This window comes from Thiohalobacter sp. (assembly GCF_027000115.1).
GTDB lineage: Bacteria > Pseudomonadota > Gammaproteobacteria > Thiohalobacterales > Thiohalobacteraceae > JALTON01.
Window position 1 is genome coordinate 70026 of sequence record NZ_JALTON010000061.1, and the last position, 21590, is coordinate 91615.

21 protein-coding genes and 1 tRNA gene are annotated in these 21590 nt (G+C 68.7%); 11 read left to right on the forward strand and 11 right to left on the reverse strand.

Going from position 1 to position 21590, the window contains the following annotated elements; all coding sequences use genetic code 11:
• The 4 genes from hypD to MVF76_RS12800 are packed head-to-tail and all read right to left on the reverse strand — an operon-like array spanning window position 1 to window position 2547.
• On the reverse strand, window positions 1–1110 hold the full coding sequence (hypD, locus tag MVF76_RS12785) for a hydrogenase formation protein HypD (RefSeq protein ID WP_297529742.1): 1110 nt from the start codon (window positions 1108–1110) through the stop codon (window positions 1–3).
• Window positions 1107–1934 (reverse strand): hydrogenase nickel incorporation protein HypB, encoded by an 828-nt coding sequence (hypB, locus tag MVF76_RS12790; protein WP_297529744.1) that lies wholly within the window; start codon window positions 1932–1934, stop codon window positions 1107–1109. The genes hypD and hypB overlap by 4 nt, the downstream gene beginning before the upstream one ends.
• A 12-nt stretch (window positions 1935–1946) precedes the next feature.
• Window positions 1947–2315: a hydrogenase maturation nickel metallochaperone HypA/HybF gene (locus MVF76_RS12795; RefSeq protein WP_297529746.1), complete on the reverse strand. Its 369-nt coding sequence runs from the start codon at window positions 2313–2315 to the stop codon at window positions 1947–1949.
• Window positions 2308–2547: a HypC/HybG/HupF family hydrogenase formation chaperone gene (locus MVF76_RS12800; RefSeq protein ID WP_297529748.1), complete on the reverse strand. Its 240-nt coding sequence runs from the start codon at window positions 2545–2547 to the stop codon at window positions 2308–2310. The genes MVF76_RS12795 and MVF76_RS12800 overlap by 8 nt, the downstream gene beginning before the upstream one ends.
• Window positions 2548–2934: 387 nt before the next feature.
• Between MVF76_RS12800 and MVF76_RS12805 the strand changes: the two genes are divergently transcribed.
• The 5 genes from MVF76_RS12805 to MVF76_RS12825 are packed head-to-tail and all read left to right on the forward strand — an operon-like array spanning window position 2935 to window position 7556.
• A complete protein-coding gene (locus MVF76_RS12805; protein WP_297529750.1) occupies window positions 2935–3507 on the forward strand; it encodes a HupE/UreJ family protein in 573 nt (190 codons plus the stop codon).
• A gap of 9 nt (window positions 3508–3516) precedes the next feature.
• Window positions 3517–4617, forward strand: a complete 1101-nt coding sequence (locus tag MVF76_RS12810) for a 4Fe-4S dicluster domain-containing protein (protein ID WP_297529752.1) — start codon at window positions 3517–3519, stop codon at window positions 4615–4617.
• Complete coding sequence (locus tag MVF76_RS12815; RefSeq protein WP_297529754.1) at window positions 4614–5459, forward strand: FAD/NAD(P)-binding protein; 846 nt, start codon at window positions 4614–4616, stop codon at window positions 5457–5459. Before MVF76_RS12810 ends, MVF76_RS12815 begins: the two co-directional genes overlap by 4 nt.
• Before the next feature lies 1 nt (window position 5460).
• Window positions 5461–6231 (forward strand): sulfhydrogenase subunit delta, encoded by a 771-nt coding sequence (locus tag MVF76_RS12820; protein WP_297529756.1) that lies wholly within the window; start codon window positions 5461–5463, stop codon window positions 6229–6231.
• Window positions 6228–7556, forward strand: coding sequence for a Ni/Fe hydrogenase subunit alpha (locus MVF76_RS12825; protein WP_297529758.1), 1329 nt, complete (start codon window positions 6228–6230; stop codon window positions 7554–7556). Before MVF76_RS12820 ends, MVF76_RS12825 begins: the two co-directional genes overlap by 4 nt.
• On the opposite strand, the gene MVF76_RS12830 is transcribed toward MVF76_RS12825, so the two are convergent.
• Window positions 7520–9094 carry a bifunctional aminoglycoside phosphotransferase/ATP-binding protein gene (locus MVF76_RS12830; RefSeq protein ID WP_297529760.1) on the reverse strand — a complete coding sequence of 525 codons (1575 nt, stop codon included), beginning with the start codon at window positions 9092–9094 and terminating at the stop codon, window positions 7520–7522. The genes MVF76_RS12825 and MVF76_RS12830 overlap by 37 nt on opposite strands.
• A 210-nt stretch (window positions 9095–9304) precedes the next feature.
• Here MVF76_RS12830 and MVF76_RS12835 point away from each other — a divergent pair, with 210 nt between their 5' ends.
• Both MVF76_RS12835 and MVF76_RS12840 read left to right on the forward strand, forming a co-directional pair.
• A complete protein-coding gene (locus MVF76_RS12835; protein ID WP_297529762.1) occupies window positions 9305–9745 on the forward strand; it encodes a hypothetical protein in 441 nt (146 codons plus the stop codon).
• Between the two features lie 77 nt (window positions 9746–9822).
• Complete coding sequence (locus MVF76_RS12840; RefSeq protein ID WP_297529764.1) at window positions 9823–10287, forward strand: hypothetical protein; 465 nt, start codon at window positions 9823–9825, stop codon at window positions 10285–10287.
• A gap of 212 nt (window positions 10288–10499) precedes the next feature.
• Here MVF76_RS12840 and hypE read toward each other — a convergent pair whose 3' ends face one another.
• The gene (gene hypE, locus MVF76_RS12845; RefSeq protein WP_297529766.1) at window positions 10500–11504 is read right to left on the reverse strand and encodes a hydrogenase expression/formation protein HypE; all 1005 of its coding nucleotides are present in this window, start codon (window positions 11502–11504) and stop codon (window positions 10500–10502) included.
• Between the two features lie 47 nt (window positions 11505–11551).
• Window positions 11552–13798, reverse strand: a complete 2247-nt coding sequence (gene hypF / locus MVF76_RS12850; protein ID WP_297529768.1) for a carbamoyltransferase HypF — start codon at window positions 13796–13798, stop codon at window positions 11552–11554.
• Window positions 13799–13957: 159 nt separating this feature from the next.
• Here hypF and recQ point away from each other — a divergent pair, with 159 nt between their 5' ends.
• Entirely contained in the window at window positions 13958–15826 is a 1869-nt protein-coding gene (gene recQ, locus MVF76_RS12855) for a DNA helicase RecQ (protein ID WP_297529770.1), read from the forward strand.
• 21 nt (window positions 15827–15847) lie between these two features.
• Here the strand turns inward: recQ and MVF76_RS12860 are convergent, their stop codons facing one another.
• A complete protein-coding gene (locus MVF76_RS12860) occupies window positions 15848–16390 on the reverse strand; it encodes a SprT family zinc-dependent metalloprotease (protein WP_411293559.1) in 543 nt (180 codons plus the stop codon).
• A 155-nt stretch (window positions 16391–16545) separates the two neighbouring features.
• Here MVF76_RS12860 and MVF76_RS12865 point away from each other — a divergent pair, with 155 nt between their 5' ends.
• Entirely contained in the window at window positions 16546–17394 is an 849-nt protein-coding gene (locus tag MVF76_RS12865) for a class I SAM-dependent methyltransferase (protein ID WP_297529774.1), read from the forward strand.
• Between the two features lie 124 nt (window positions 17395–17518).
• Here MVF76_RS12865 and MVF76_RS12870 read toward each other — a convergent pair.
• Window positions 17519–17593, reverse strand: a tRNA-Val gene (locus MVF76_RS12870).
• Between the two features lie 124 nt (window positions 17594–17717).
• Here MVF76_RS12870 and gltX point away from each other — a divergent pair.
• Both gltX and MVF76_RS12880 read left to right on the forward strand, forming a co-directional pair.
• Window positions 17718–19127 carry a glutamate--tRNA ligase gene (gene gltX / locus MVF76_RS12875; RefSeq protein ID WP_297529776.1) on the forward strand — a complete coding sequence of 470 codons (1410 nt, stop codon included), beginning with the start codon at window positions 17718–17720 and terminating at the stop codon, window positions 19125–19127.
• Between the two features lie 148 nt (window positions 19128–19275).
• Window positions 19276–19713, forward strand: coding sequence for a host attachment protein (locus MVF76_RS12880; RefSeq protein ID WP_297529778.1), 438 nt, complete (start codon window positions 19276–19278; stop codon window positions 19711–19713).
• A gap of 10 nt (window positions 19714–19723) precedes the next feature.
• On the opposite strand, the gene MVF76_RS12885 is transcribed toward MVF76_RS12880, so the two are convergent.
• Both MVF76_RS12885 and MVF76_RS12890 read right to left on the reverse strand, forming a co-directional pair.
• Window positions 19724–21154 carry an RtcB family protein gene (locus tag MVF76_RS12885; protein WP_297529780.1) on the reverse strand — a complete coding sequence of 477 codons (1431 nt, stop codon included), beginning with the start codon at window positions 21152–21154 and terminating at the stop codon, window positions 19724–19726.
• Window positions 21155–21168: 14 nt separating this feature from the next.
• On the reverse strand, window positions 21169–21585 hold the full coding sequence (locus tag MVF76_RS12890) for an archease (RefSeq protein WP_297529782.1): 417 nt from the start codon (window positions 21583–21585) through the stop codon (window positions 21169–21171).
• Window positions 21586–21590 lie beyond the last annotated feature (5 nt).

Below are 21590 nucleotides of genomic sequence, written 5' to 3' on the forward strand. Positions count from 1 at the left end.
TCAGGCCTCGCTCGGTACCCCGCTGTGGATGCCATGGCGCCACCAGATGCGGCAGGCGCCTTCATCGGAGACCATGCAGGGGCCGATCGGGCTGCGCGGATTGCAGCCCTTGCCGTAGAGGCGACACTGGTCGGGGTAGATGCGGCCCAGCACCACCCGCGCGCAGTCGCAGCCCGGCGGCATTTCCCCGGTCCGGCGTCGTTCGGGTTTTTCCGCGAGCGCAAACTGCCGCCGCGCATCGTGGGCGGCGAAGGCCTCGCGCAGGACAAAGCCGGAGTCGGATATCACGCCGATGCCGCGCCAGTTGGCGTCGGTCACCCCGAGGGTTTGCGTCAGCAGGGCTCGGGCGGTGGGATTGCCCCCGGGACGGACCACCTCCGGATAGCAGTTGTCGAGAAAGCACTGTTGTTCGAGCCGCTGCCGCAGCACCGAGTGAATGGCGGCGAGCAGCGATTCCGGCCCGAATCCCGCGACCGCGGTGGGCAGGCCATGGCGCTCGGGCACGAACTGCCATTCCTCCGGCCCCATCACGGTGCTGACGTGCCCGGGCGCGATCAGGGCATCGAAGCCCGGTGTCTCGCTGTCGAGCAGCATGGCGACGGCGGGCCAGGTCAACCGGCCCGACAGCAGCAGGAACAGGTTCCCGGGCAGGCCTTCCGCGAGCAGGGCCGCCACCGGGGCCATGGTGGTCTCGAAGCCGGCGGCGAAGAAGATCACCGGGCGTTCGGGACGGGCAAGGGCGAGCCGTGCGGCCTCGGCCGGCGAGGCGATCGGGCGCACATCGGCGCCGGCGGCACGCGCCTGTTCCAGCGAACGGGGTTCGCCGCGCGGCACGTTCACCGGGACCCGCAGCATGTCGCCGAAGGCGACCAGGATGGCGTCGGTTTCCAGCGCCAGGCGGATGGCCCGGTAGACGTCCTCTTCCGGACAGACGCAGACCGGGCAGCCCGGCCCGGGGATCAGCTCGATGGCGGGGGGCAGGGCATCGCGCAGGCCGGCGAGGCTGATGGACCGCTCGTGACCGCCGCAGACGTTCATGATCCGCACCGGCCCCTGGTCGGGCAGGGCACGGATGCGCTGCAGCCAGTCGCGGGCCTCCTGGTCGTTCATGGCCCCGAAGGCCGTGCGTGCAATTGCGCGCCATCCGGCTGCATGCGCGGCTGCAGGCTGGCGCCCCGGGCACGGGCGTCGGCCAGTTCGGCCAGGCGCGCGTCCAGCCACGCCAGCCAGGCATCCAGCCCCTGGCCGTCGCGGGCCGAGAGCCGCAGCACCGGGGCCGCGTTGGCAAGGTTGCGCAGATGGGCCTCGGCGCGGGCGGGATCGAAGTCGTCGAGTATCGGCAGCAGGTCGGCCTTGCTGACCAGCATCAGGTCGGTGCCGCGAAACATCACCGGGTACTTGGCCGGCTTGTCGTCACCCTCGGTGGCCGAGAGCAGGGTGACGTTGAGGTGATGGCCCAGGTCGAAGCTGGCTGGACACACCAGGTTGCCGACGTTCTCGATGAACAGCAGGTCGATGTCCGCCAGCTCGAGTTCGTGCAGGGCCTGGTGCACCATGTGGGCGTCCAGGTGGCAGGCGGAGCCGGTGGCGATCTGCACCGCCGGCACGCCCTGGGCGCGAATGCGTTCGGCGTCGTTCTCGGTTTCCAGATCGCCCTCGATCACTGCCACTCGCAGACGGCCTCGCAGCGCGCGGATGGTCGCTTCCAGCAGCGCCGTCTTGCCGGAACCGGGCGCCGACATCAGGTTCACCGCGAGCACCCCATGGCGGTCGAAGTGCTCGCGATTGTGGGTCGCCTGATGGTCATTCTGCGCCAGCAGCCCGGACAGCACGTCCAGCGCCGAACCGGCCTCGGGCACGCGGGACAGGGGGGCGTCGGTCTCGACCAGGTGCCGGTTGCCGGGGGTCAGGTTGCAGCCGCAGGTATCACACATGACGAGTGCCTCTCAGTGCAGGGTATCGGGGGGATCGGGACAATCCAGGGCAACGCGTTCCAGCAGCAGTTCGTCACCGCTCAGCAGGCGGGTGCGCCAGTCGCCGCAGGATGCGCACACCAGCCGGTTGGGACCTGCCTCGGTCACCTGTCCGCAGCGATCACACTGGACCTGGATGGCGGGTTCGTGCAGCACCAGCTCCGCGGCCTCGGCCAGGGTACCCGCGCTGGCGACGGCAAAGGCCTGCGCCAGCAGCTGTGGCTCGACACCGGACAGCGGGCCGATCGCCACCTCGATGCGCAGCACGGCGCGTGCCGAGCGTTCCCGCGCCAGGGTTTCCACCTGGGCCACCAGGGCCTGGCATACCGACAGCTCATGCATCCGGCGCGTCCACGCGTTCCAGCATCTCGTCGTACAGGGTCCAGGCGCTGTGCGCCTCGGGTTCCGCGATTTTCTGAATGGCATAGCCCACATGCACCATCACGTAGTCGCCGGCGGCCAGCGGTTCGCCCTGCATCAGGAACAGGCTCACGTCGCGCTCCACGCCTTTCGCGCGGCAGCGTGCCTGAAAGCCGTCGATTTCAATGATCTGCATGGGAATACCGAGACACATCGTGGGCCTCTCGCGGTTGCCCGCCCTACAGTATAGGCCAAGGTCGGGTGTGACCGACGGGCGCCATCGGCGTTGGCTTGATACAGGTCAAGGCGGGTGCTTGACCCTTGCCTGCGACGGTCCATACTGAAATCATCCTGCAACGCTCATGGGGGAGAGTGGGCCGCATGTCAGGAGATCATGGTCGCGGGACCGGCAACAGTCTGTTCCTTGCCGGCAAGGAGTGGGGTGCAGGTCATCCGCCTGGGTGCGGCTCCGGAGCGGGTCGGCGAGGTTCTGCGCACCACTCGCGGGTGTTGTCTGTATTACCCGAGCGGTACATGTCCGTCACTGCGTGGATGAAGAAGGGGCGCAGATGACACTATGTCGACTCCCGGAGGCCGGCGCATGATGACATTGCTTCGCATGCTCTTTGTTGCCCTCGCACTGCTGGTGCCGGGGATGGCCCTGGCGCATGTGTCCGCGGCCGCGCCGTCCGGCCATCTGCTCGCCGGCCTGCTGCATCCCTGGACGGGTGTCGATCACCTGTTGGGGCTGATGACATTGGGTGCGCTGATCCGTTTCGCGGGTGGGGCCGCCGGCCGCTCGCTGCTGGCCATGGCGATGGCCGGCCTCGCCACCGGCATGCTGGCCGGCATCGGCGGGCTGCTGCTCCCGGCCAACGAGACGCTGCTGGCACTGTCGCTGCTGGCCAGCGGGCTCATTCTGCTCCTGGTCGCCGACCGGCCCCGGCGTGGGCTGGGGCTGCTGCTGATGGCCTGTTCGGCCCTGCATGGCTATGTGCATGCCGTCGAGTCCAGCGGCAGCGGCTTCCTGGCGGGGTTCGTGATCAGCAGTGTGACGCTGATCGGTCTCGGCCTGGTGGTTGCCGAGATCAGCATGACGCCGCGGCGTATGCCCGCACGTGTGCTTGGTGCCGGCACCGTGCTGGTTGCGCTGGGCGGCCTGCTGCATCTCTGATCCTGTCCTATGGTCGAACCCGCCGGCTTTCTGACGCGCGAGGGGCTGGAGCGCCTGATCGAGGTCCTGGCACGGCACCATCGGGTGTATGGGCCGCAGGTACGGGATGGCGCCATCGTCCTCGCTCCCCTGGCCCGAGACAGCCGGCTTCCCGTGGGCGTTGCTCTTGATGCGGGACCGGGCCGCGCCGAGCTTCGCCACACCGACAGCCCACGCCAGTTCGACTGGGTGGTTGGGCCGCAGGCGGTCAAGCCGCTGCTGTTCGCACCCATCCAGCCCTTGTGGGGATGGACGCGTGGGGAGGACGGCAGGCTGGCGTTCCGTCCGGTGACACCGGAAGCGGAATCGCTTGCCGTCATCGGGGTGCGGGCCTGCGATCTTGCCGCCCTGCGACTTACCGATGCGCACTTCGTCGAGGGGCCGGCCATCGATCCGCATTACTGTGCCGCACGGGAGGCGTTGTTTCTGGTGGCCGTCAACTGTGCCCGTCCAGCCGCGACCTGCTTCTGCGCCGCGACCGGAGACGGCCCGAGTGCCAATGCCGGGTTCGACCTGCTGCTCGATGAACTGGATGCCGGATTCCTGGTGACCATCGGCAGTGATCGTGGCGCCGAGCTGTTGGCCGACATCGATCTCTCCCCGGTGAGCGAGCAGCAGAGGAAGGAAGCCCGGTTACAGCGTCGACAGGCGGTCGCGGCGCAGACCCGCCGCCTACCAGACGCACCGCTCTCGGGGCTGGCCCGCCAGCGAACCTCGGCGCATTGGGAACGGGTGGCGGAGCGCTGCCTGGCCTGCGGCAACTGCACCGCCGTCTGTCCGACCTGCTTCTGCCACCGCCAGCGGGCCGAGAGCGATCTGGCGGGGCAGGGCGGAAAGACGGATCGGGTGTGGGATTCCTGCTTCAGCCCCGGTCACAGCCTGCTGGGCGGTCGCCCCTTGCGCGGCGATACCGCGGCCCGCTACCGGCAGTGGCTCACCCACAAGTTCTGCGACTGGGAAACCCAGTACGGGCGCAGCGGCTGTGTCGGCTGCGGGCGCTGCATCGCCTGGTGCCCGGTGGGCATCGACGTGACCGAGGAACTCGCCAGCCTGCTGGAGCAACCGTCATGAGCGCGCAGATGCTGGACAGCCGGCTGCCGTGGGTGGTCGAGGTCGTGCACCGGGTGCAGGAGTCGCCCACCATTTTCTCGCTCGCCCTGCGCTTCACCGATGGGGCAGCGCAGGCAGCCTACGGCTTCGATCCGGGCCAGTTCAACATGCTCGCATTGCCCGGCATCGGCGAGGTGCCCATTTCCATCGTCTCGGATCCTGCACACGAGGGCGAGATCCATCATGCCATCCGGGCCGTGGGGAGGGTCACCCATGCCCTGGCAGCACTGCGGCCGGGCGATCGGCTGGGACTGCGCGGGCCCTACGGCCGCGGCTGGCCGCTGGCCGAGGCGGAGGGTCGCGACCTGGTGATCGTCACCGGTGGGCTGGGCTGCGCACCGGTGGTGGCGGTGATCCACTACGTGATGCGCCGACGGGACCGCTTCGGACGGCTGTCGCTGGTGCAGGGCGTGAAACATGCCGATGATCTCATCTGGCGGGCGCAGTACGAGGCCTGGATGAAGATGCCGGACGTGGAAGTGCAGATCGCCGCGGATGCCGCCGGCCCTGACTGGCCCTGGCATGTGGGGCGGGTCACCGAGCTCATCGACCGCCTCAACTTCTGTCAGCGCCATAGCCTGGCCATGATGTGCGGCCCGGAGCCCATGATGCTGGCCGCGGCCGACAGCCTGCGTGAGCGCGGGATCGAAGAATCAGCCATATGGCTGAGCATGGAACGCAACATGCAGTGTGGCGTCGGACTGTGCGGCCATTGCCAGATAGGCCCGCATTTCGTCTGCCGCGACGGCCCGGTGTTCCGGCTCGACGAACTGGCCGGCCTGATCGGCGTGCGGGGACTCTGACATGAAGCTGCGCCTCGCCGTGCACAAGTTCAGTTCCTGCGACGGCTGCCAGCTGGCACTGCTGAACCTCGGCGAGCTGCTGCTGGAGCTTGCCGCGCAGCTCGAAATCGTCCACTTCGCCGAGGCCGGCATCGCCGACGAGACTGCGCCCGCCGATCTTGCCCTGGTCGAGGGTAGTCTGTCCACGCCGGAAGATATCGCGCGCATCCGCGCCATTCGTGACTGCAGCGGCTGGCTGGTGAGCATCGGGGCCTGCGCCACTGCCGGCGGCCTGCAGGCGCTGCGCAACGATGCCGGTGACGGGATGGAGTGGCCCGGCATGGTCTATGCCCATCCCGAATGGCTGTCGGACCTCGGCGGCGCGCGACCGATCGCCGACGAGGTACGGGTCGACTGGAGCCTGTGGGGCTGCCCGGTGGACCGGCTCCAGGTGCTGGCGCTGATCCGGGCGCGGCTGGCCGGCACCCGGCCGGTCGTCAACGACGAGAAGGTCTGCGCCAGCTGCAAGCGGCGCGGCCTCGCCTGCGTCATGGTCGCGAACGGTACGCCCTGCCTGGGGCCGGTCACCCGCGACGGGTGCGGCGCGCTCTGCCCGGGCACGGCACGCGGCTGCTATGGCTGCTACGGCCCGGCCGAGGACATCAATCGCCCGGCGCTCGATGCCCGTTTGCAGACTCTGGGCGACAGTGGCGAGCGTGTCCTGCGCCGCTACCGGCTGATGAACGCCGCGGCGCCGGGCTTCCGTTCCGATGAAGGGGAGGGTGGGTCATGAGTCGCCGGGACATCGAGGTCTCGCTGCCCGTGCTGACCCGGGTGGAAGGCGAGGGTGCCCTGGAGCTGGAGGTCGAGGGCGGGCGCATCCGCAGCCTGGCGCTGCGCATCTTCGAGCCGCCGCGCTATTTCGAGAAGTTCCTCGAGGGCCGCGATGCGCAGGAGGTGATCGACATCGTTGCCCGCATCTGCGGCATCTGCCCCGTGGCCTACCAGCTTACCGCGGCCGAGGCCCTGGAAGGCCTGGCTGAAGTCGTGCCACCCGACTGGGCGCGCGCCATGCGCCATGTCATGTATTGCGGCGAATGGCTGCAGAGCCATGCCCTGCATATCCACCTGCTGGCTCTGCCGGACCTGTTCGAGGTCGACTCGGTCGTGCAGCTGGCGGCGCTGCATCCGGAGCCGGTGCGCCGTGGCCTGCGGCTGCAGACCCTGGGCAATGACCTGATCGCCCTGTTCGGCGGCCGATCCGTGCATCCGGTCGGCATCCGCCCGGGCGGCCTGTTTCACGCCCCGGAGCCGGCCGCTGTCCGCGACATTCGCGAGCGGCTGGACGAGGCGCTCGAGGATGCGATGGCCCTGCTGGTCTGGCTGCGGGCGCAGCCGTTGCCCGGCAGCGCGCAGTCCTTCCCGTCTGTCGCGGTGGGCGGTGGCGAGGGCCATCCCTTCTTCGGCACGGAAATCCACGTCAGCGATGGCAGCCGCATCGCAGTGGCAGAGTTCGGGTCGATGTTCGAGGAGGTCCAGGTGCCGCACAGCACCGCCTTCCATGCCCTGTATCGCGGTCGGCCCTACCTGGTGGGGCCGCTGGCCCGCCTCAACCTGTTCGCCGATCGGCTGCCGGATTTTCTGATCCATGAACTGGCTCGACTCGACATCCGCTTCCCGAGCGGAAACCCCTTCCACAGCCTGCTGGCGCGGGCGGTGGAAATCATCCAGGTGATCCACATGGCGCGCGAACTGTTGAGCCATTACGCGCAGCCGCAGCGAAGCGCGGCGGACTGGTCACCCCGAGCAGGGGTCGCGGTGGCCGGTACCGAGGCGCCGCGGGGCCTGCTCTGGCATCGTTATGAACTGGACGCGTCGGGCGCGGTGCGCAGCGCACGCATCGTGCCGCCGACCAGCCAGAACCAGGCGCGGATCGAGGCCGATCTGCGCGCCTCGCTGGAGGCCCTTGGTCTCGATCGCAGCGATACCGAACTCAGAATGTTCGGGGAAAGGATCATCCGCAACTACGATCCTTGCATTTCCTGCGCCACCCACTTTCTGCGGTTCAGGGTGAAACGGGATCAGGCCGGCTGCGACGATTTGCCGAAGACCTGCTGAGTCAGGCGGTCGAAGTCGATGTACTGGTCGGTGTTGACGGGGATCGCGGAGCGGCGCTCGGTCTCGTCGAGCGGGTCGTTGCTGCGCTTCTGGTGTTCGTAGACCCGCACGGTGGCCTCGGAGGGGTCGCCGCCCGCGGCCAGCCGGCGGGCGATGCGCTCGCGCACCACCGGGTCCGGTGCCTCGACGTCGACGATCAGTGCCGGCACGCCCGCGACCCGGGCGAGGCGGAAGAAGCCCTCGCGCTGTTCGCGGTGCAGGAAGGTGGCGTCCACGATCACCGGGAAGCCGGCATCGACGATGCCGAAGGCCAGTGCCTGCAGCCGCTGGTAGGTCTGCTGCGTGACCTGCGGGCTGTAGGCCTCGGTCATGCCCGCGCCGGCCGTGCTGGCTTCGGGCGGCAGTCCGAGCAGGCGCTTGCGCTCGATGTCCGAGCGGATATGGATGGCGCCGCCGGCCTCGGCGAGGCGTTCCGCCAGCCAGCTCTTGCCGCTGCCCGACAGGCCATGAAGGATGACGATGGGCGTGCGCGCCGGCGCCTCGGTATAGGCCTGGGCGAGCCTGAGATAGCGCCGCAGCTCGGAAGCGGCAACCGCCTCGCCGGACTGCTGCAGGCGAATGGCGCTGACCTTGGCCCGCACCATGGCGCGATAGACCAGATAGTGACGCAGCAGCGACAGCCCCATGTAGTCGGCGCTGTGGAACAGGTGCTGGTTGAGAAAGCGCCAGGACAGCGCGTGCAGGCCGCGATAGGCGAGGTCCATGCAGACAAAGGCGACCTCGCTCATGGTGTCGATCCAGCGCAGGTCCTGCGAAAATTCGAGGCAGTCGAACAGCACCGGCCGGCCGTCGAGCAGGGCCATGTTGGCCAGATGCAGGTCGCCGTGGCATTCCCGCACCCAGCCCTCGCGGCGCCGCTGTTCGAATTCCTCGCGATGCTGTTCCAGGGTCTGGCGGCTCCAGGCCTCGAGCCGCGTCACCCGTTCGCGGCACTCCGCGTCGGGCAGGCGGTCGCGGAGCTGGCGGAAGTTCTCGAGCACCCGGGCCTCTATCCCCTCGGCGGTGCCGAACGGGCTGTCCGTTGGCGCTGCGGGCAGGGTGGCATGGAATTCGGCGACGCGCCTGCCCAGGGTGTCGATGAGTCCTGGCGTCAGTTCGCCCTGTTCGGCGAGATGGTCGAGGCGTGCCTGATCCGGGAACTGGCGCATCTTGACCGCATGTTCCAGCACGGGGCCGTCCCCCTGGATGCGGGGTGACTCGGGATTGCCGTTCACGGTCACGACATCGAGGTAAAGTTCCGGCGCCAGCCGCCGGTTGAGACGCAGTTCCTCCTTGCAGAAAAAGGCACGGCGCTCGGCGGTGCTGAAATCCAGGAAGCCGAGATCGACCGGCTTCTTCAGCTTGTAGGCATAGGGGCCGGTGAGCAGAATGCTGGAGATGTGGGTTTCGACGACCCGGATCTCCTGCACCGGATGCGGATAGCAGTGCGGCTGACGCAGCGCCGCAACCAATCGCTCGTGGCGTTCGAGATCATCCATTCCAGAGGGTCGCGTCCCCGGCGCGGACAGGGCGAGCGAAGACGGCGAACAGGGAATCTGTAGGCATGCGCCCATGCTAGCGGGCGGCCCTGCGAAGGTATTGATCGGGGTCAAGAAAGATGCCGATTGGGAAAATCCGGGCGCACCCCTTCGGTGTGTGCCCGCCCCGAAGCTGCCTCGAGGGCAGGGATGGGCTATGGTCGGGATGACATGAAGGCCTCCTCGATTCTCGGCGAATGCAGACTGGTCGCACTGGGTTCCGCCCACGGCAGTGACGGGGTCGGCTGGGCAGTCGCGCGTGCCCTGTACGGCGGCCAGCCACCGGAGGCCTGCCTGCTGAATACACCGGCCGAGCTGGCCCGCTGGCTGGAGGACGCGGAAGGGCTGGTGATCCTGGATGCGCTGTTCGACGAATCCGCAACGCCCGGAACGGTGCGGGAGGTATCGGCGCCCGAACTGGCGCAGGGCTTTGCCCTGGGCAGTCATGGCCCCGGGCTGGCAGAGATGCTGGGCCTGCGACGGGTGCTGAGTCCTGCAGGCGCGCCCTGGCGGGTTTACGGGGTCCGGGTGCCGTCGGCCCCCAGTGTGGATCAGCAGGTCATCGCAAGGGCAGAACGCATGCTGCGCGATCTGCTCGGGCAAGGGGCGTGACCCCATCGGCCGGGGTCACGGCGGGTCGCCCCAACCTGAGGTGTCTCTTTCGGTGCAGATTTGGGAGGCTCATGGAGATGAAGGTAAGCTTCGAACAAGTGGAGGATGCCTTTCTGGCTGTCGGCGGCGAGATGGACCGCGATCCCGATGTGCTTGCGTGGGTCGATCGCGAGACGGGTACGGTGCACTGCAGCTTCGGGCCGTGGGGCGATCCCGACCTGGATGAACAGCCGCCGGCCGATCTATATGACAACGAGCAGCGCTACGCCATCCTGCCCAGCCAGCGGGAACTGGGGCTGGGGAGTCGCCTGGCACTGGAGTTCGCCGACGAACAGCTGTCGGAGGAGGACGCCGACAGGGTTCACGACTATTTTCGCCGGCCCGGGGCCTACCGGCGCTTTGGCGAGTTGCTCCATGTCCGGGGTCTGACAGAGCAGTGGCATGCGTTCAGCAACGAGGCCACTCGGCGTGCCCTGCGCGACTGGTGCGAGGAAGTCGGCATCGAGCTCGACGACGAGTACCCGGTCCCGCACCAGGGGTGACTGCGACATCCGCTGTCATCAGTTCCGGCGCGTCGCGATTCCGAAGCGGGAGGGAAACACCGGCCACGCAGGGGCACCGAACGCACCGAGCCATCGGGTCCCGGCCGTGGATCGCTCTTCCGCGACCTCGGCGCCTTTGCGGCCTCTGCGGTCCCGACGCTGCCGCTTGATATGCGCGCCGGGTTTCGAGCGGTCAGGTTTCCCCGAGGGAGTCAGCAGATCCGCGGCAGCGGGTCGTCCTCCAGTTCCTCCAGCATGCGCCGGCCGCCCAGTGACGTGCGCAGCTCCACTCCGGGCCGGTCCTCGACCAGTTCGCCGACGATCGCCGCCTCGGCGCCTTGCGGCAGCGCCTGCCACAGGGACAGCACCCGCTCCGCGTCCTCGGACGCAACGGCAGCGACCACGCGGCCCTCGCAGGCCAGATACAGGGGGTCGTAGCCGAGCATCTCGCACACCGAGCGCACCGGATCCCGGACCGGGATGGCAGTCTCCTCCAGCCGTACCCGCAGGCCGGTTGCGCGGCTGATCTCGTGGCAGACGGTGGCCAGTCCGCCGCGGGTGGGATCGCGCATGAAGCGCAGCCCGGTTTCGGCACGGATGGCGCGGGTCAGCGGCAGCACGCTGGTGGCGTCGGAGGCGAGGTCGCCGCGCAGCCCGAAGGCCTCGCGGGCGAGCATGACGGCGATGCCGTGGTCGCCGACCGGCCCGCTGACCAGCAGGCGATCGCCGGCGCGGACGCTGCGAATGTCCAGCGCCGGGCCGGGGAGGGCGGTGCCGACCCCGGTAGTGGCGAGGTACAGGCCGCCACCCTCGCCGCGCCGCAGCACCTTGGTGTCGCCGGCAACCATCTGCACACCGCTCTCGGCCGCGGCGCGGCCGGCACTGGTGAGTAGGCGTTCCAGCACGGCGGTTTCCAGCCCTTCCTCGATGAACAGGTTGAGCGTGAGCCAGCGCGGCAGGGCGCCGGCCACCGCCAGGTCGTTGACCGTGCCGTGGATGGCCAGCGCGCCGATGTCGCCGCCCGGAAACTCCAGCGGTTGCACGGTGAAGCCGTCGGTGGTGATCAGCAGTGGCCCCTCGGCATCCGGCAGCCGGACGGCGTCGCTGTCGGTGTCGAGCCGGGGACTCCCGAGGCAGCGCACCACCAGGTCCTCGATCAGCTCGCGCATGAAGCGGCCGCCGTTGCCATGGGCGAGCGAGATATGGGTTGCCTGCATGGGGTTCTCCGTGATTTTCGCCAGTATGCCCGATCCGCCAGCCGTTCTCAGTCGGGCATCAGCTCTGCCAGTTGCCCGAAGCTGATGCCGGCGTCGTTGCAGGGGAGCTGTGCCGGCAGATGCGCCGTCCAGTCGCGTGCGCGGAGAGATCGCAGCGTGAGATCGACCAGGCGGCGGTTCTGGAACACGCCGCCGGTCAGGCCCACCGCCTCGACCGGCCGTTCGCCGGCGATCAACTCGACCGCATCAGCGATGGCCTGGGCCAGCGCGGCGTGGAAGGCGCCGGCACGCTCGGCCGGCGAGCGCCCGTCATCGAGCAGCAGCTCGAGCAGCGGCGACCAGTCCAGCTCGAACAGCCGGTCGGCGGCGCGGTGCAGCGGCAGGCGGGGGAAGTCGTCGCAGTCCTGCGCCAGCGCCTCCAGGCGCATGGGTCCCTGACCCTCGTGGCTGGCCACCTGGGTCAGGCCCAGCAGGCTGGCGGCGGCGTCGAACAGGCGTCCGGCGGCACCGCTCTGCGGACAGTTGAGGCCCTGTTGCCAGGCGGATCGCAGCAGGCCGGCGCCTTCCGGCTGCCAGTGTGGCTCGCGGCCCGTCTCCCAGCACAGGGCGGCGGCGCTGCGCCAGGGCTCGCGGCCGGCCCGCTCGCCGCCCGGCAGCCGGAAGGGGCGCAGCCGGAAGACCCGTTCCCAGTGACCGGGGCGCCCGTACAGGGCCTCGCCGCCCCAGAGGGTGCCGTCCTGTCCGTAGCCGGTGCCGTCCCAGGTGAACACCAGCCAGCGGCCGGCGATGTCCGGGTACTCTGCGGCCAGCGCGCTGGCATGGGCGGCGTGGTGGAACACGGCCTGCGTGGGCAGGCCGCAGTCGCGCGCCCAGCGGGTGCTGGCGTAGCCGGGGTGGGCGTCGTGGACGACGCGCGTGGCCTCGACCCCGTACAGGCGCTGCAGATCCGCGATCAGCGCCTCGAACAGCCGCTGACTGCCGGCGCTGCCCAGATCGGCGATATGGGGGGAGACAATGGCGCGCCGGCCCCAGCCCAGCGCGAGGGTCGCCTTCATGTGTGCGCCCACCGCAAGCGTCGGCGTGGCGAGGGGGCGGGGCAACCGCAGTTCCACCGGTGCCGCGCCGCGTCCGAGTCGCAGTGGACGCGGCCGGCCGCCTAGGGTGCGCCAGACACTGTCATCCGCCGGTCGCGCGATGGGGCGGTCATGGTGGAGGAAGGCATCGGCCACGCCCGCCAGGTCGCGTCGGGCGGCGTCCGGGTCGGTGATCACCGGTTCGCCGGAGAGATTGCCGGAGGTGGCCACTAGCGGTGCGCCGAAGCCGGCCGACAGCAGGGCATGCAGGGGGCTGTAGGGGAGCAGCACCCCGATCTCCGCGAGGCCGGGCGCAATGTCCTCGGGGAGCGGGGCATCGGCGCGCCGCCGGGCCAGCAGGATGGGCCGCTGGGGATCGAACAGCAGCCGGCGTTCGGCGTCATCCAGCACCACGCAGCGCTCGAGCCAGCCTCCGGCGTCGTCCTCCGGCAGCGGAAACAGCACCGCCAGCGGTTTGTCCGGGCGCGGCTTGCGGCTCCGCAGCCGGCCGATGGTGGCGGCGTCGCGGGCATCGCACAGCAGGTGGTAGCCGCCGATGCCCTTGACCGCAACGATGCCACCTTCGCGCAGGATATGCAGTGCCGCTGCCAGCGCGGCCTCGTTGTCGTCGGTCCGGGACTCGGGCGTTTCGAAGCGGAGCCGCGGACCGCAGACCGGGCAGGCCACGGGCTCGGCATGGAAGCGGCGGCTGCCGGGATCGGCATACTCCCGCGCGCAGTCGGCGCACAGCGCGAAGCTGCGCATGCTGGTGTTGGCGCGGTCCCAGGGCAGGGCATCGATCAGGGTGTAGCGCGGGCCGCACTGGGTACAGCTGTTGAAGGGGTAGCGGTAGCGGCGGTCGGCGGGATCGCGCAGCTCGCGCAGGCAGTCGTCGCAGGCGAAGAAGTCGGGAGGCACGTGGATCTCCGGTTCCGCGCTGCCGGCACTGGGGCGGATCTCGAAGTCCTCGAGGTGATGCAGCCGGCCGCTGCGACGCTCGCGAATCTCCGGCCGGGCCAGCGGCGGTGCGCGCTCGGACAGACGCTGCGCGAACAGCGCCAGCCGGTCGGCGGGTCCCTCCAGATGCAGCTCGACGTCGCCCAGCCGGTTGCAGACCCAGCCGGCCAGGCCCAGCTCCCGTGCCACCCGGTACAGGAAGGGACGGAAGCCGACACCCTGCACCCGGCCGCCGATGATCCAGTCTTCCGCTCCGGGTGTCATGCCCTGGCTCCCGTGGCGCGCGCTGCGCTGCAACTTCCGGTTGAACTTCCCATCACAAGTAACTGACTTAATGAGTCTTCGGATGATGACAGTGGTGCCGCGCCCCGGCAAGGCGGGGCCATCTGCTAGCATGGCCGCTTTCCGGCCCGATGCCCGTCCATGACCCCGCACGACGACACCCTCGACCAGCGCGCACTCGACACCCTGCAGCGAGTGTTCGGTTACGGCAGCTTCCGTCCCGGCCAGGCGGAGATCGTGCGGGCGCTGGCTGCCGGTCGCTCCGCCTTCGTGCTCATGCCCACCGGGGGCGGCAAGTCACTGTGCTACCAGCTTCCCGCGCTGTTGCGTCCCGGGACCGGCATCGTGGTGTCACCCCTGATCGCGCTGATGAAGGACCAGGTCGATGCCCTGCGCGCCAACGGTGTGGCGGCCGCCTGCTACAACTCGACGCTGGGTGAGGCCGAGGCGCGCGAGGTGCTGGCTCGGCTGCATGGTGGGGAACTGGATCTGCTCTATGTGGCACCGGAACGACTGATGACCGAAGGTTTCCTGCAGCGGCTGGATTCGCTCGACATCGCGCTGTTCGCCATCGACGAGGCCCACTGCGTATCCCAGTGGGGGCACGACTTCCGTCCCGAGTACGTGCAGCTGGGCGCGCTGCGCGAGCGCTTCCCGGAGGTGCCGCTGATCGCGCTGACCGCCACCGCCGATCCCCAGACCCGGCAGGACATCCTCGAGCGGCTGCGGCTCGGCGATGCCGAGACCTTTCACGGGGGTTTCGACCGCCCCAACATCCGCTACACGGTGCTGGAGAAACGCAAGCCCTTCGATCAGCTCACGCGCTTTCTCGAGGGCCGCCAGGGCCAGTCCGGCATCGTCTATGCCTTGAGCCGGCGCCGGGTCGAGGAGGTGGCCGAGCGCCTGGCTGCGCGCGGGCTGTCCGCCGAGGCCTATCATGCCGGCCTGCCGGCGGAACGCCGCGAACGGGTGCAGGAGGCCTTCCTGCGCGACGAGCTGCAGCTGGTGGTGGCTACGGTGGCCTTCGGCATGGGCATCGACAAGCCCGACGTGCGCTTCGTGGTGCACTATGACCTGCCGCGCAACATCGAGGGCTACTACCAGGAAACGGGCCGTGCCGGGCGCGACGGGCTGCCGGCCGAGGCCTTGCTGCTGTACGGCATGCAGGACGTGATGACGGCACGGCGGCTGATCGAGTCGGGCGAGAACCCCGAACAGCAGCGCATCGAGCTGCACAAGCTCAATGCCATGATCGGCATGGCCGAGTCGCTGAGCTGCCGGCGCCGGGTACTGCTCGGCTATTTCGGCCAGCCGCTGATGGAGGACTGCGGCAACTGCGATGTCTGCCTCGATCCGCCGGAACGCTTCGATGCCACCGAACCGGCGCGCAAGGCGCTGTCCTGCGTCTACCGCGTCGGCCAGCGCTTCGGCATGAAGCACGTCATCGACGTGCTGCGCGGACTGGACAACGAACGCATCCGCCGGCTCGGACACCATGAGCTGTCCACCTGGGGTATCGGTCGCGACCTGTCCGAGGAGGCCTGGACCAGCCTGCTCCGCCAGCTCATACACCACGGTTATCTGGTGCAGGACATCGCCAACTATTCGGTGCTGCGCCTGACCGATGCCGCCCGCCCGCTGCTGCGCGGCGAGGTGACGCTCGAACTTGCGAAGCCGCGGGTCAGGGCGGCAAAGCCGCGCAAGGCGGCACGGGGTCAGGTGCCCGAGGGCGTCGACGACGGCCTGTTCCAGGCCCTGCGCCAGCTGAGAAAGGAGCTGGCCGATGCCCAGGGCGTGCCGCCCTATGTGGTGTTCGGCGACGCCACCCTGATGCAGATGGCGGCGGTGCAGCCGGTGGACCCGCAGGCTCTGCTGGCGGTGAACGGTGTCGGCGAGACCAAGCTGGCACGCTACGGCGCGGCCTTCCTGAACCTGATCCGGAGCCACAAGGGGATGCCGCCCGCCCGGGGCACGGTCGAGGCGGATGCGGGTCAGACGGGAGATCGATGATCGCGCCGGTCCGACAGGCTGCTATGTTTCCGATGCCGGCAACGGCTTGAGCTGCTCGCCGCAGCGCGGGCAGCGATAGCGCACGCCGCGCTGGACCCGGTTGTGGCGCGTGGCGGACAGTGCGTGCTCGACGCCCTCGCAGCCACAGCGATAACCGAAACGCCGTTGCCGGCGGGCACGGATGCCATCCACCCGATAGCCGCCGCGCGCCTTCGGCTCCACACCGAAGAAATGCATCCAGGCGGCCCATTCCGGACCGTGCGGCCGTGCGCCCGGATGCAGGTGGAAGGTCAGGTGATGCGCCACCTCGTGCGCGACCGTTTCGCGCAGGTGCTGTTCCGGGTCCAGCGCAAAGACCTCCGGGTTGAAGCGAATGACACATCGGGGGCGCCCATGGTGCCACTCGCAGCGGTACTGGCCGGCGCCAAGACCGTGCAGATCGAAGCGCACCTCTGGTGTGGGCACGGAGCGGCCGTGTCGGTTGGCCGCGAGGGCCAGCAACCGTTGTACCCGTCTGGTGATTTCGGCGTGCCGGGCGGATCGAGACGCCCCCTCAGCATTCATTCGTCCAGTATAGCGTGCATGGCCTGCACCGTCGTCGGCAGCTTCGTTCACGACCGCCCCATAAGCGGAATCGGGCGTTTGCAGCAGTGACAAACGGGACGCCGGGCATATACTCTGAGGCGTTGCTGCAGACAGTTCGACGTGGAAGACTGCCAATGAATCATGCCGAGTGGAAGGAACGCGAGCGGAAGACCTGGTCCTCGGTCGCCGAGGGTTGGCGACGTCGTGATGAGCTGCTGAGAAAAGGGGCGGCGCCAGTGACCGAACGCATGCTGGAACTGGCCGCCATCGCGCCCGGGCACCGGGTGTTGGACATCGCGTCCGGCACGGGCGAACCGGCGATTTCCGCCGCCCGGCGAGTTGGCGAGACAGGTCGGGTGATCGGTACCGACCTGGTGGAGGCGATGCTCGTCTTTGCGCGCGAGAAGGCCGCGCAGGCCGGTCTGGACAACATTGAATTCCACTGTGCCGACGGTGAGGCGCTGGAAGTCGCCCCCGCCAGTTTTGACGCTGCCACCATTCGCTGGGGGCTGATGTTCATGCCGGATCCCGAAGCCTGCCTGAAGGGAGTGCATCGCGCGCTCAAGCCCGGTGGCCGGCTGGTGGTCGCCTGTTGGGCGGCACCGGAACGCAATCCCTTCGTCGACGTGGCCTTGCAGACCCTGGCCCGATACCGGGAGGTGCCCAGGCCGCCGGAGGGCGCGCCGGGTATTTTCGCTTTTGCCGATCCGCAACGGCTGCATGCCGTACTGGCCGCTGCGGGGTTCGCTGATGTCAGTATCGAACAGATGGAAATCGATGTCATTGAAGCAGAGGATGGCGCGGCGTACTGGGCTGTACTCGAGGACCTGGCCGGCCCGGTGAAGATGCTCGTCGACGAGTTGGACCAGGATACACGTGCCGCGTTCGTCCGTGACCTGATCGAAACCGTGGATGCCCTGCAGAGCGAAGAGGTATTGCGGATGCGGGGAACGACCTGGGTAGCTGCCTGCCTGCGGCCCTGATGTTCGGGAGACAGTGCCTTCCCGGGGTGAGCAGCCGATTCCCGTCGCCCGCGCGGGTCAAGGTGACCGGGACAGGACAGAGTGACGTGGAAGGCCTGGCCTGCGCTGGTACGGCTCGGGAAAATGGTGGGCGGTACTGGGATTGAACCAGTGACCCCTGCCGTGTGAAGGCAGTGCTCTCCCGCTGAGCTAACCGCCCGCTGGATCGGGGCAAGCGATTCTAGGCGAAGGGGCGGGACGGGTCAACGGCGGACCCGGCTGGCAGGGGAGGTGCTAGAATGCGCGCCTGTCCCGTCCAACCCGGCTTCGAGGAAGGCCCGTCCATGACCGTCCGCACCCGATTCGCGCCCAGTCCCACCGGCTATCTGCACATCGGCGGCGCCCGCACGGCGCTGTTTTCCTGGCTCTATGCCCGCAAGCATGGCGGGGATTTCATCCTCCGCATCGAGGATACCGATCTGGAGCGTTCGACGCCGGAGTCGGTGAATGCCATCCTCGAGGGCATGACCTGGCTGGGGCTGGAATACGACGAGGGCCCCTTCTACCAGACCCACCGTTTCAACCGTTACAAGGTCATCATCGACCAGCTGCTGGAAAGCGGCCACGCCTACAAGTGCTACTGCAGCAAGGAGCGGCTGGAGAAGCTGCGCGAGGAACAGATGGCGCGCAAGGAGAAGCCACGCTACGACGGTCATTGCCGTCCCGGCGCGGAACCGCCGTCGCCGGACGCGCCCTACGTCATCCGCTTCCGCAACCCGGAGGAGGGCGAGGTGGTGGTCGAGGACCTGATCCGGGGTCGGGTGGTGTTCCGCAACCAGGAACTGGACGACCTCATCATCCAGCGCAGCGACGGCTCGCCCACCTACAACCTCACCGTGGTCGTGGATGACGCGGACATGGACATCACCCATGTCATTCGGGGCGATGACCATCTCAACAACACACCTCGGCAGATCAACATCCTGCGCGCGCTGGGCGCCGAACCGCCGGTGTACGCCCATGTGCCCATGATCCTCGGGGCCGACGGCAAGCGGCTGTCCAAGCGGCACGGGGCGGTCAGCGTGATGCAGTACCGGGACGAGGGCTATCTGCCCGAGGCTCTGCTCAACTATCTGGTCCGTCTCGGCTGGTCGCACGGCGACCAGGAAGTGTTTTCGGTGGACGAGATGATCGAACTGTTCGACCTGCCGGACGTGAACAAGGCGGCCTCGACCTTCAACCCCGACAAGCTGCTGTGGCTGAACCAGCACTACATCAAGCACAGTGATCCGAAGCATGTGGCCCGGCACCTGAGCCACCACCTGGGCCGCCTTGGCGTGGACCCGGCACCCGAACCGCCACTGGAGGAGGTGGTAAAGGCCCAGCGCGAGCGCGCGAAGACGCTGGTGGAGATGGCCGAGAACAGTCGTTTCTTCTACTGCGACATCGACGGCTACGACGAAAAGGCCGCGCGCAAGAATCTCAACGCGGGCAGCCGGCCGGCCCTGGCGGAGTTGCGCGAGCGCCTCGCCGGACTCGCCGACTGGACCCCGGAGGCCATTCACGAGGTGGTCCAGGGTGTGGCCGAGGTGCTGGAGCTCAAACTGGGCAAGGTGGCGCAGCCCTTGCGCGTGGCCCTGGCCGGGGGGCCGGTGTCGCCACCGATCGACGTTACCGCCTGGCTGGTGGGGCGAGAGCGCACCCTGGCGCGCATCGACGCCGCGCTGGCCTACATCGATGCCCAGGCGACTTGAGAAGGGCCGCCTCCGTTCCCATATGCAAAGGGCCCGCCATGGGCCCTTTTGCTTTTCCGTCGGCCACGGGACGGAACGCTGATCTGCGTCAATGCAGTGATGTCCGCCCGGATCGACACTGAACCTGTCAAACAGCAAGGAGACGAGCATGTCGAAGATCTGGGTACTGACCGCTGATGCCAGCCGGGCACGGCTGTTCGAGGCAAAGACGCCCAAGGCGCCGCTGATTGAACTCGGCGACTTCGTCGAGCCGGAGGCACGGGCAAAGGGTACCGCCCTGCTCAGCGATCGTCCCGGGTCGGACGGCGGTGGCGGAGGTTACGGTCGGCACGTGCTCGATGACGATACACCTGTGCAGGAAGCTGCGGCGAAGGAATTCGCGCGTCTGCTTGCCGAGCGGCTGGACAAGGCCCGTGTCGACGGCCGTTTCGATCGGCTCGCCATTGCCGCTGCACCGAAGTTTCTGGGCATGCTGCGCGAAGCCATGCCCGACCCCCTGCGCGACAAGGTGGAAGAGGAGATTGACAAGGATCTGGTGGACCTGGATGCCGGCGAGCTGAGGGAAAAGATTTCCATCCTGCTCTGAGAGTCGGGGCTCAACCCTTGATGCAGATCAGCGGCCGCAGGCGGGCCACGCGGCGGGCCAGGCCCGCGGCCTCGGCGGCCTTGACCACGGCGGACACGTCCTTGTAGGCGCCAGGCGCCTCTTCCGCAATGCCGCGCCAGGACACGCTGCGAATCAGTGTGCCCTGGCGCTCCAGCTCCTCGGCCAGCTGCTCGCCACGCCAGCGGCGGGTGGCCTGGCGCCGGCTCATGGCCCGGCCGGCCCCATGGCAGGCAGAGGAAAAGCCGCGCGCCTCGTTGCCGGCCATGCCGGCGAGGATGTAGGACGCGGTGCCCATGGAGCCGCCAATGAGCACCGGCTGGCCGGTGGTATCGAAGGGCGATGCCAGCGCGGGATGGCCGGGGGGAAAGGCCCGGGTCGCGCCCTTGCGGTGCACGTACAGTTCGCGCATTTCGCCGTCGACCTCGTGGCGTTCGGCCTTGCAGGTGTTGTGCGAGACGTCGTAGAGCACATCCAGAGGCACTTCAGGAAACAGGCTGCGAAAGGCCCGCCGGGTGAGCTCGGTCAGGATCTGGCGATTGGCCAGGGCGCAGTTGATGCCGGCGCGCATCGCGCCCAGGTAGCGCTGCCCCAGTTCCGACTCGATGGGCGCGCAGGCCAGTTCCCGGTCCGGGAGGTGAATGCCATGGGCCGGCGCGGCCAGCGCCATCTCGCGCAGGAACTCGGTGCCGATCTGGTGACCGAGGCCGCGGGAGCCGCAGTGGATGCTGATGACCAGGTCGCCCTGGCGCAGGCCGAAGACATTGGCGGTCGGCGGGTCGAAAATCTCCGAGATCTCCTGCACCTCCAGGTAATGGTTGCCCGAACCCAGGGTGCCCATCTCGTCGCGCTGGCGGCGCTTGGCCAGTTCGGAGACGGCATCGGGATCGGCGCCGGCCATGCGCCCGTTTTCCTCGGTGCGTTCCAGATCCGCGGGATCCCCGTAGCCCTGCTGCACTGCCCAGCGCGCACCGCCGCGCAGCATGCGATCCATTTCATCGGCTGAGAGGCGCAGCCGGCCGGTGGATCCCACACCGGCGGGAATGCTGGTGAACAGGACGTCCGCCAGCCGGCGGCGGTGGGGCTCGAGTTCGCTGGCGGGCATGCCGGTGGTGAGGGTACGCACGCCACAGGAGATGTCGAAACCGACACCGCCGGCGGAAACCACGCCGCCCTGTGCCGGATCGAAGGCGGCGACCCCGCCGATGGGGAAGCCGTAGCCCCAGTGGGCATCGGGCATGGCATAGCTGGCCTCGACGATGCCCGGCAGGCAGGCGACATTGACCACCTGCTGGTAGACCTTCTCGTCCATGGCCTGCACCAGCTCGCGGTCGGCGTAGATGATGCCGGGCACGCGCATGTCGCCGCGCTGTGGTATGCGCCAGCAGGTATCGTCGATGCGTTCCAGGCTGCCGGGTTCCATGGTTGCGAGCCTCCTCAGACGTCCACCACGCACTGGGCGATCCAGGTCCCGTCGTCTTCCTGCGTGACCTTCAGTTCGGTGAAGGTCGCGCCCTTGATTTCCACCGCCGGGTGATGGCGCGCCGGGTCCACCGGCTCGCCGCCGGCGCGGCCGTTCAGCCGGTTGTCCTGGATATCGACCTCGAACGCGGAGAACAGCCGCTGGCTCGTGGCCATGTCGTAGATCAGGGCGTTGATCCAGTCGAGAAAAAGATAGTCCAGATCGGGCGCCTCGCAGCGGATGTCCACCCACTCGCACACCTGCACGGCATCCGGGTCGGTGACCACGGCGGTCAGTGCCCGGGCTGCCGCGGCGAAGGCTTCGGCCGGCGTGCGCCCGCGGCCGCGGATGCCGATGTCGGCGCCATGTTCGAAGTGCGCCCAGTCGGTCATGCCGG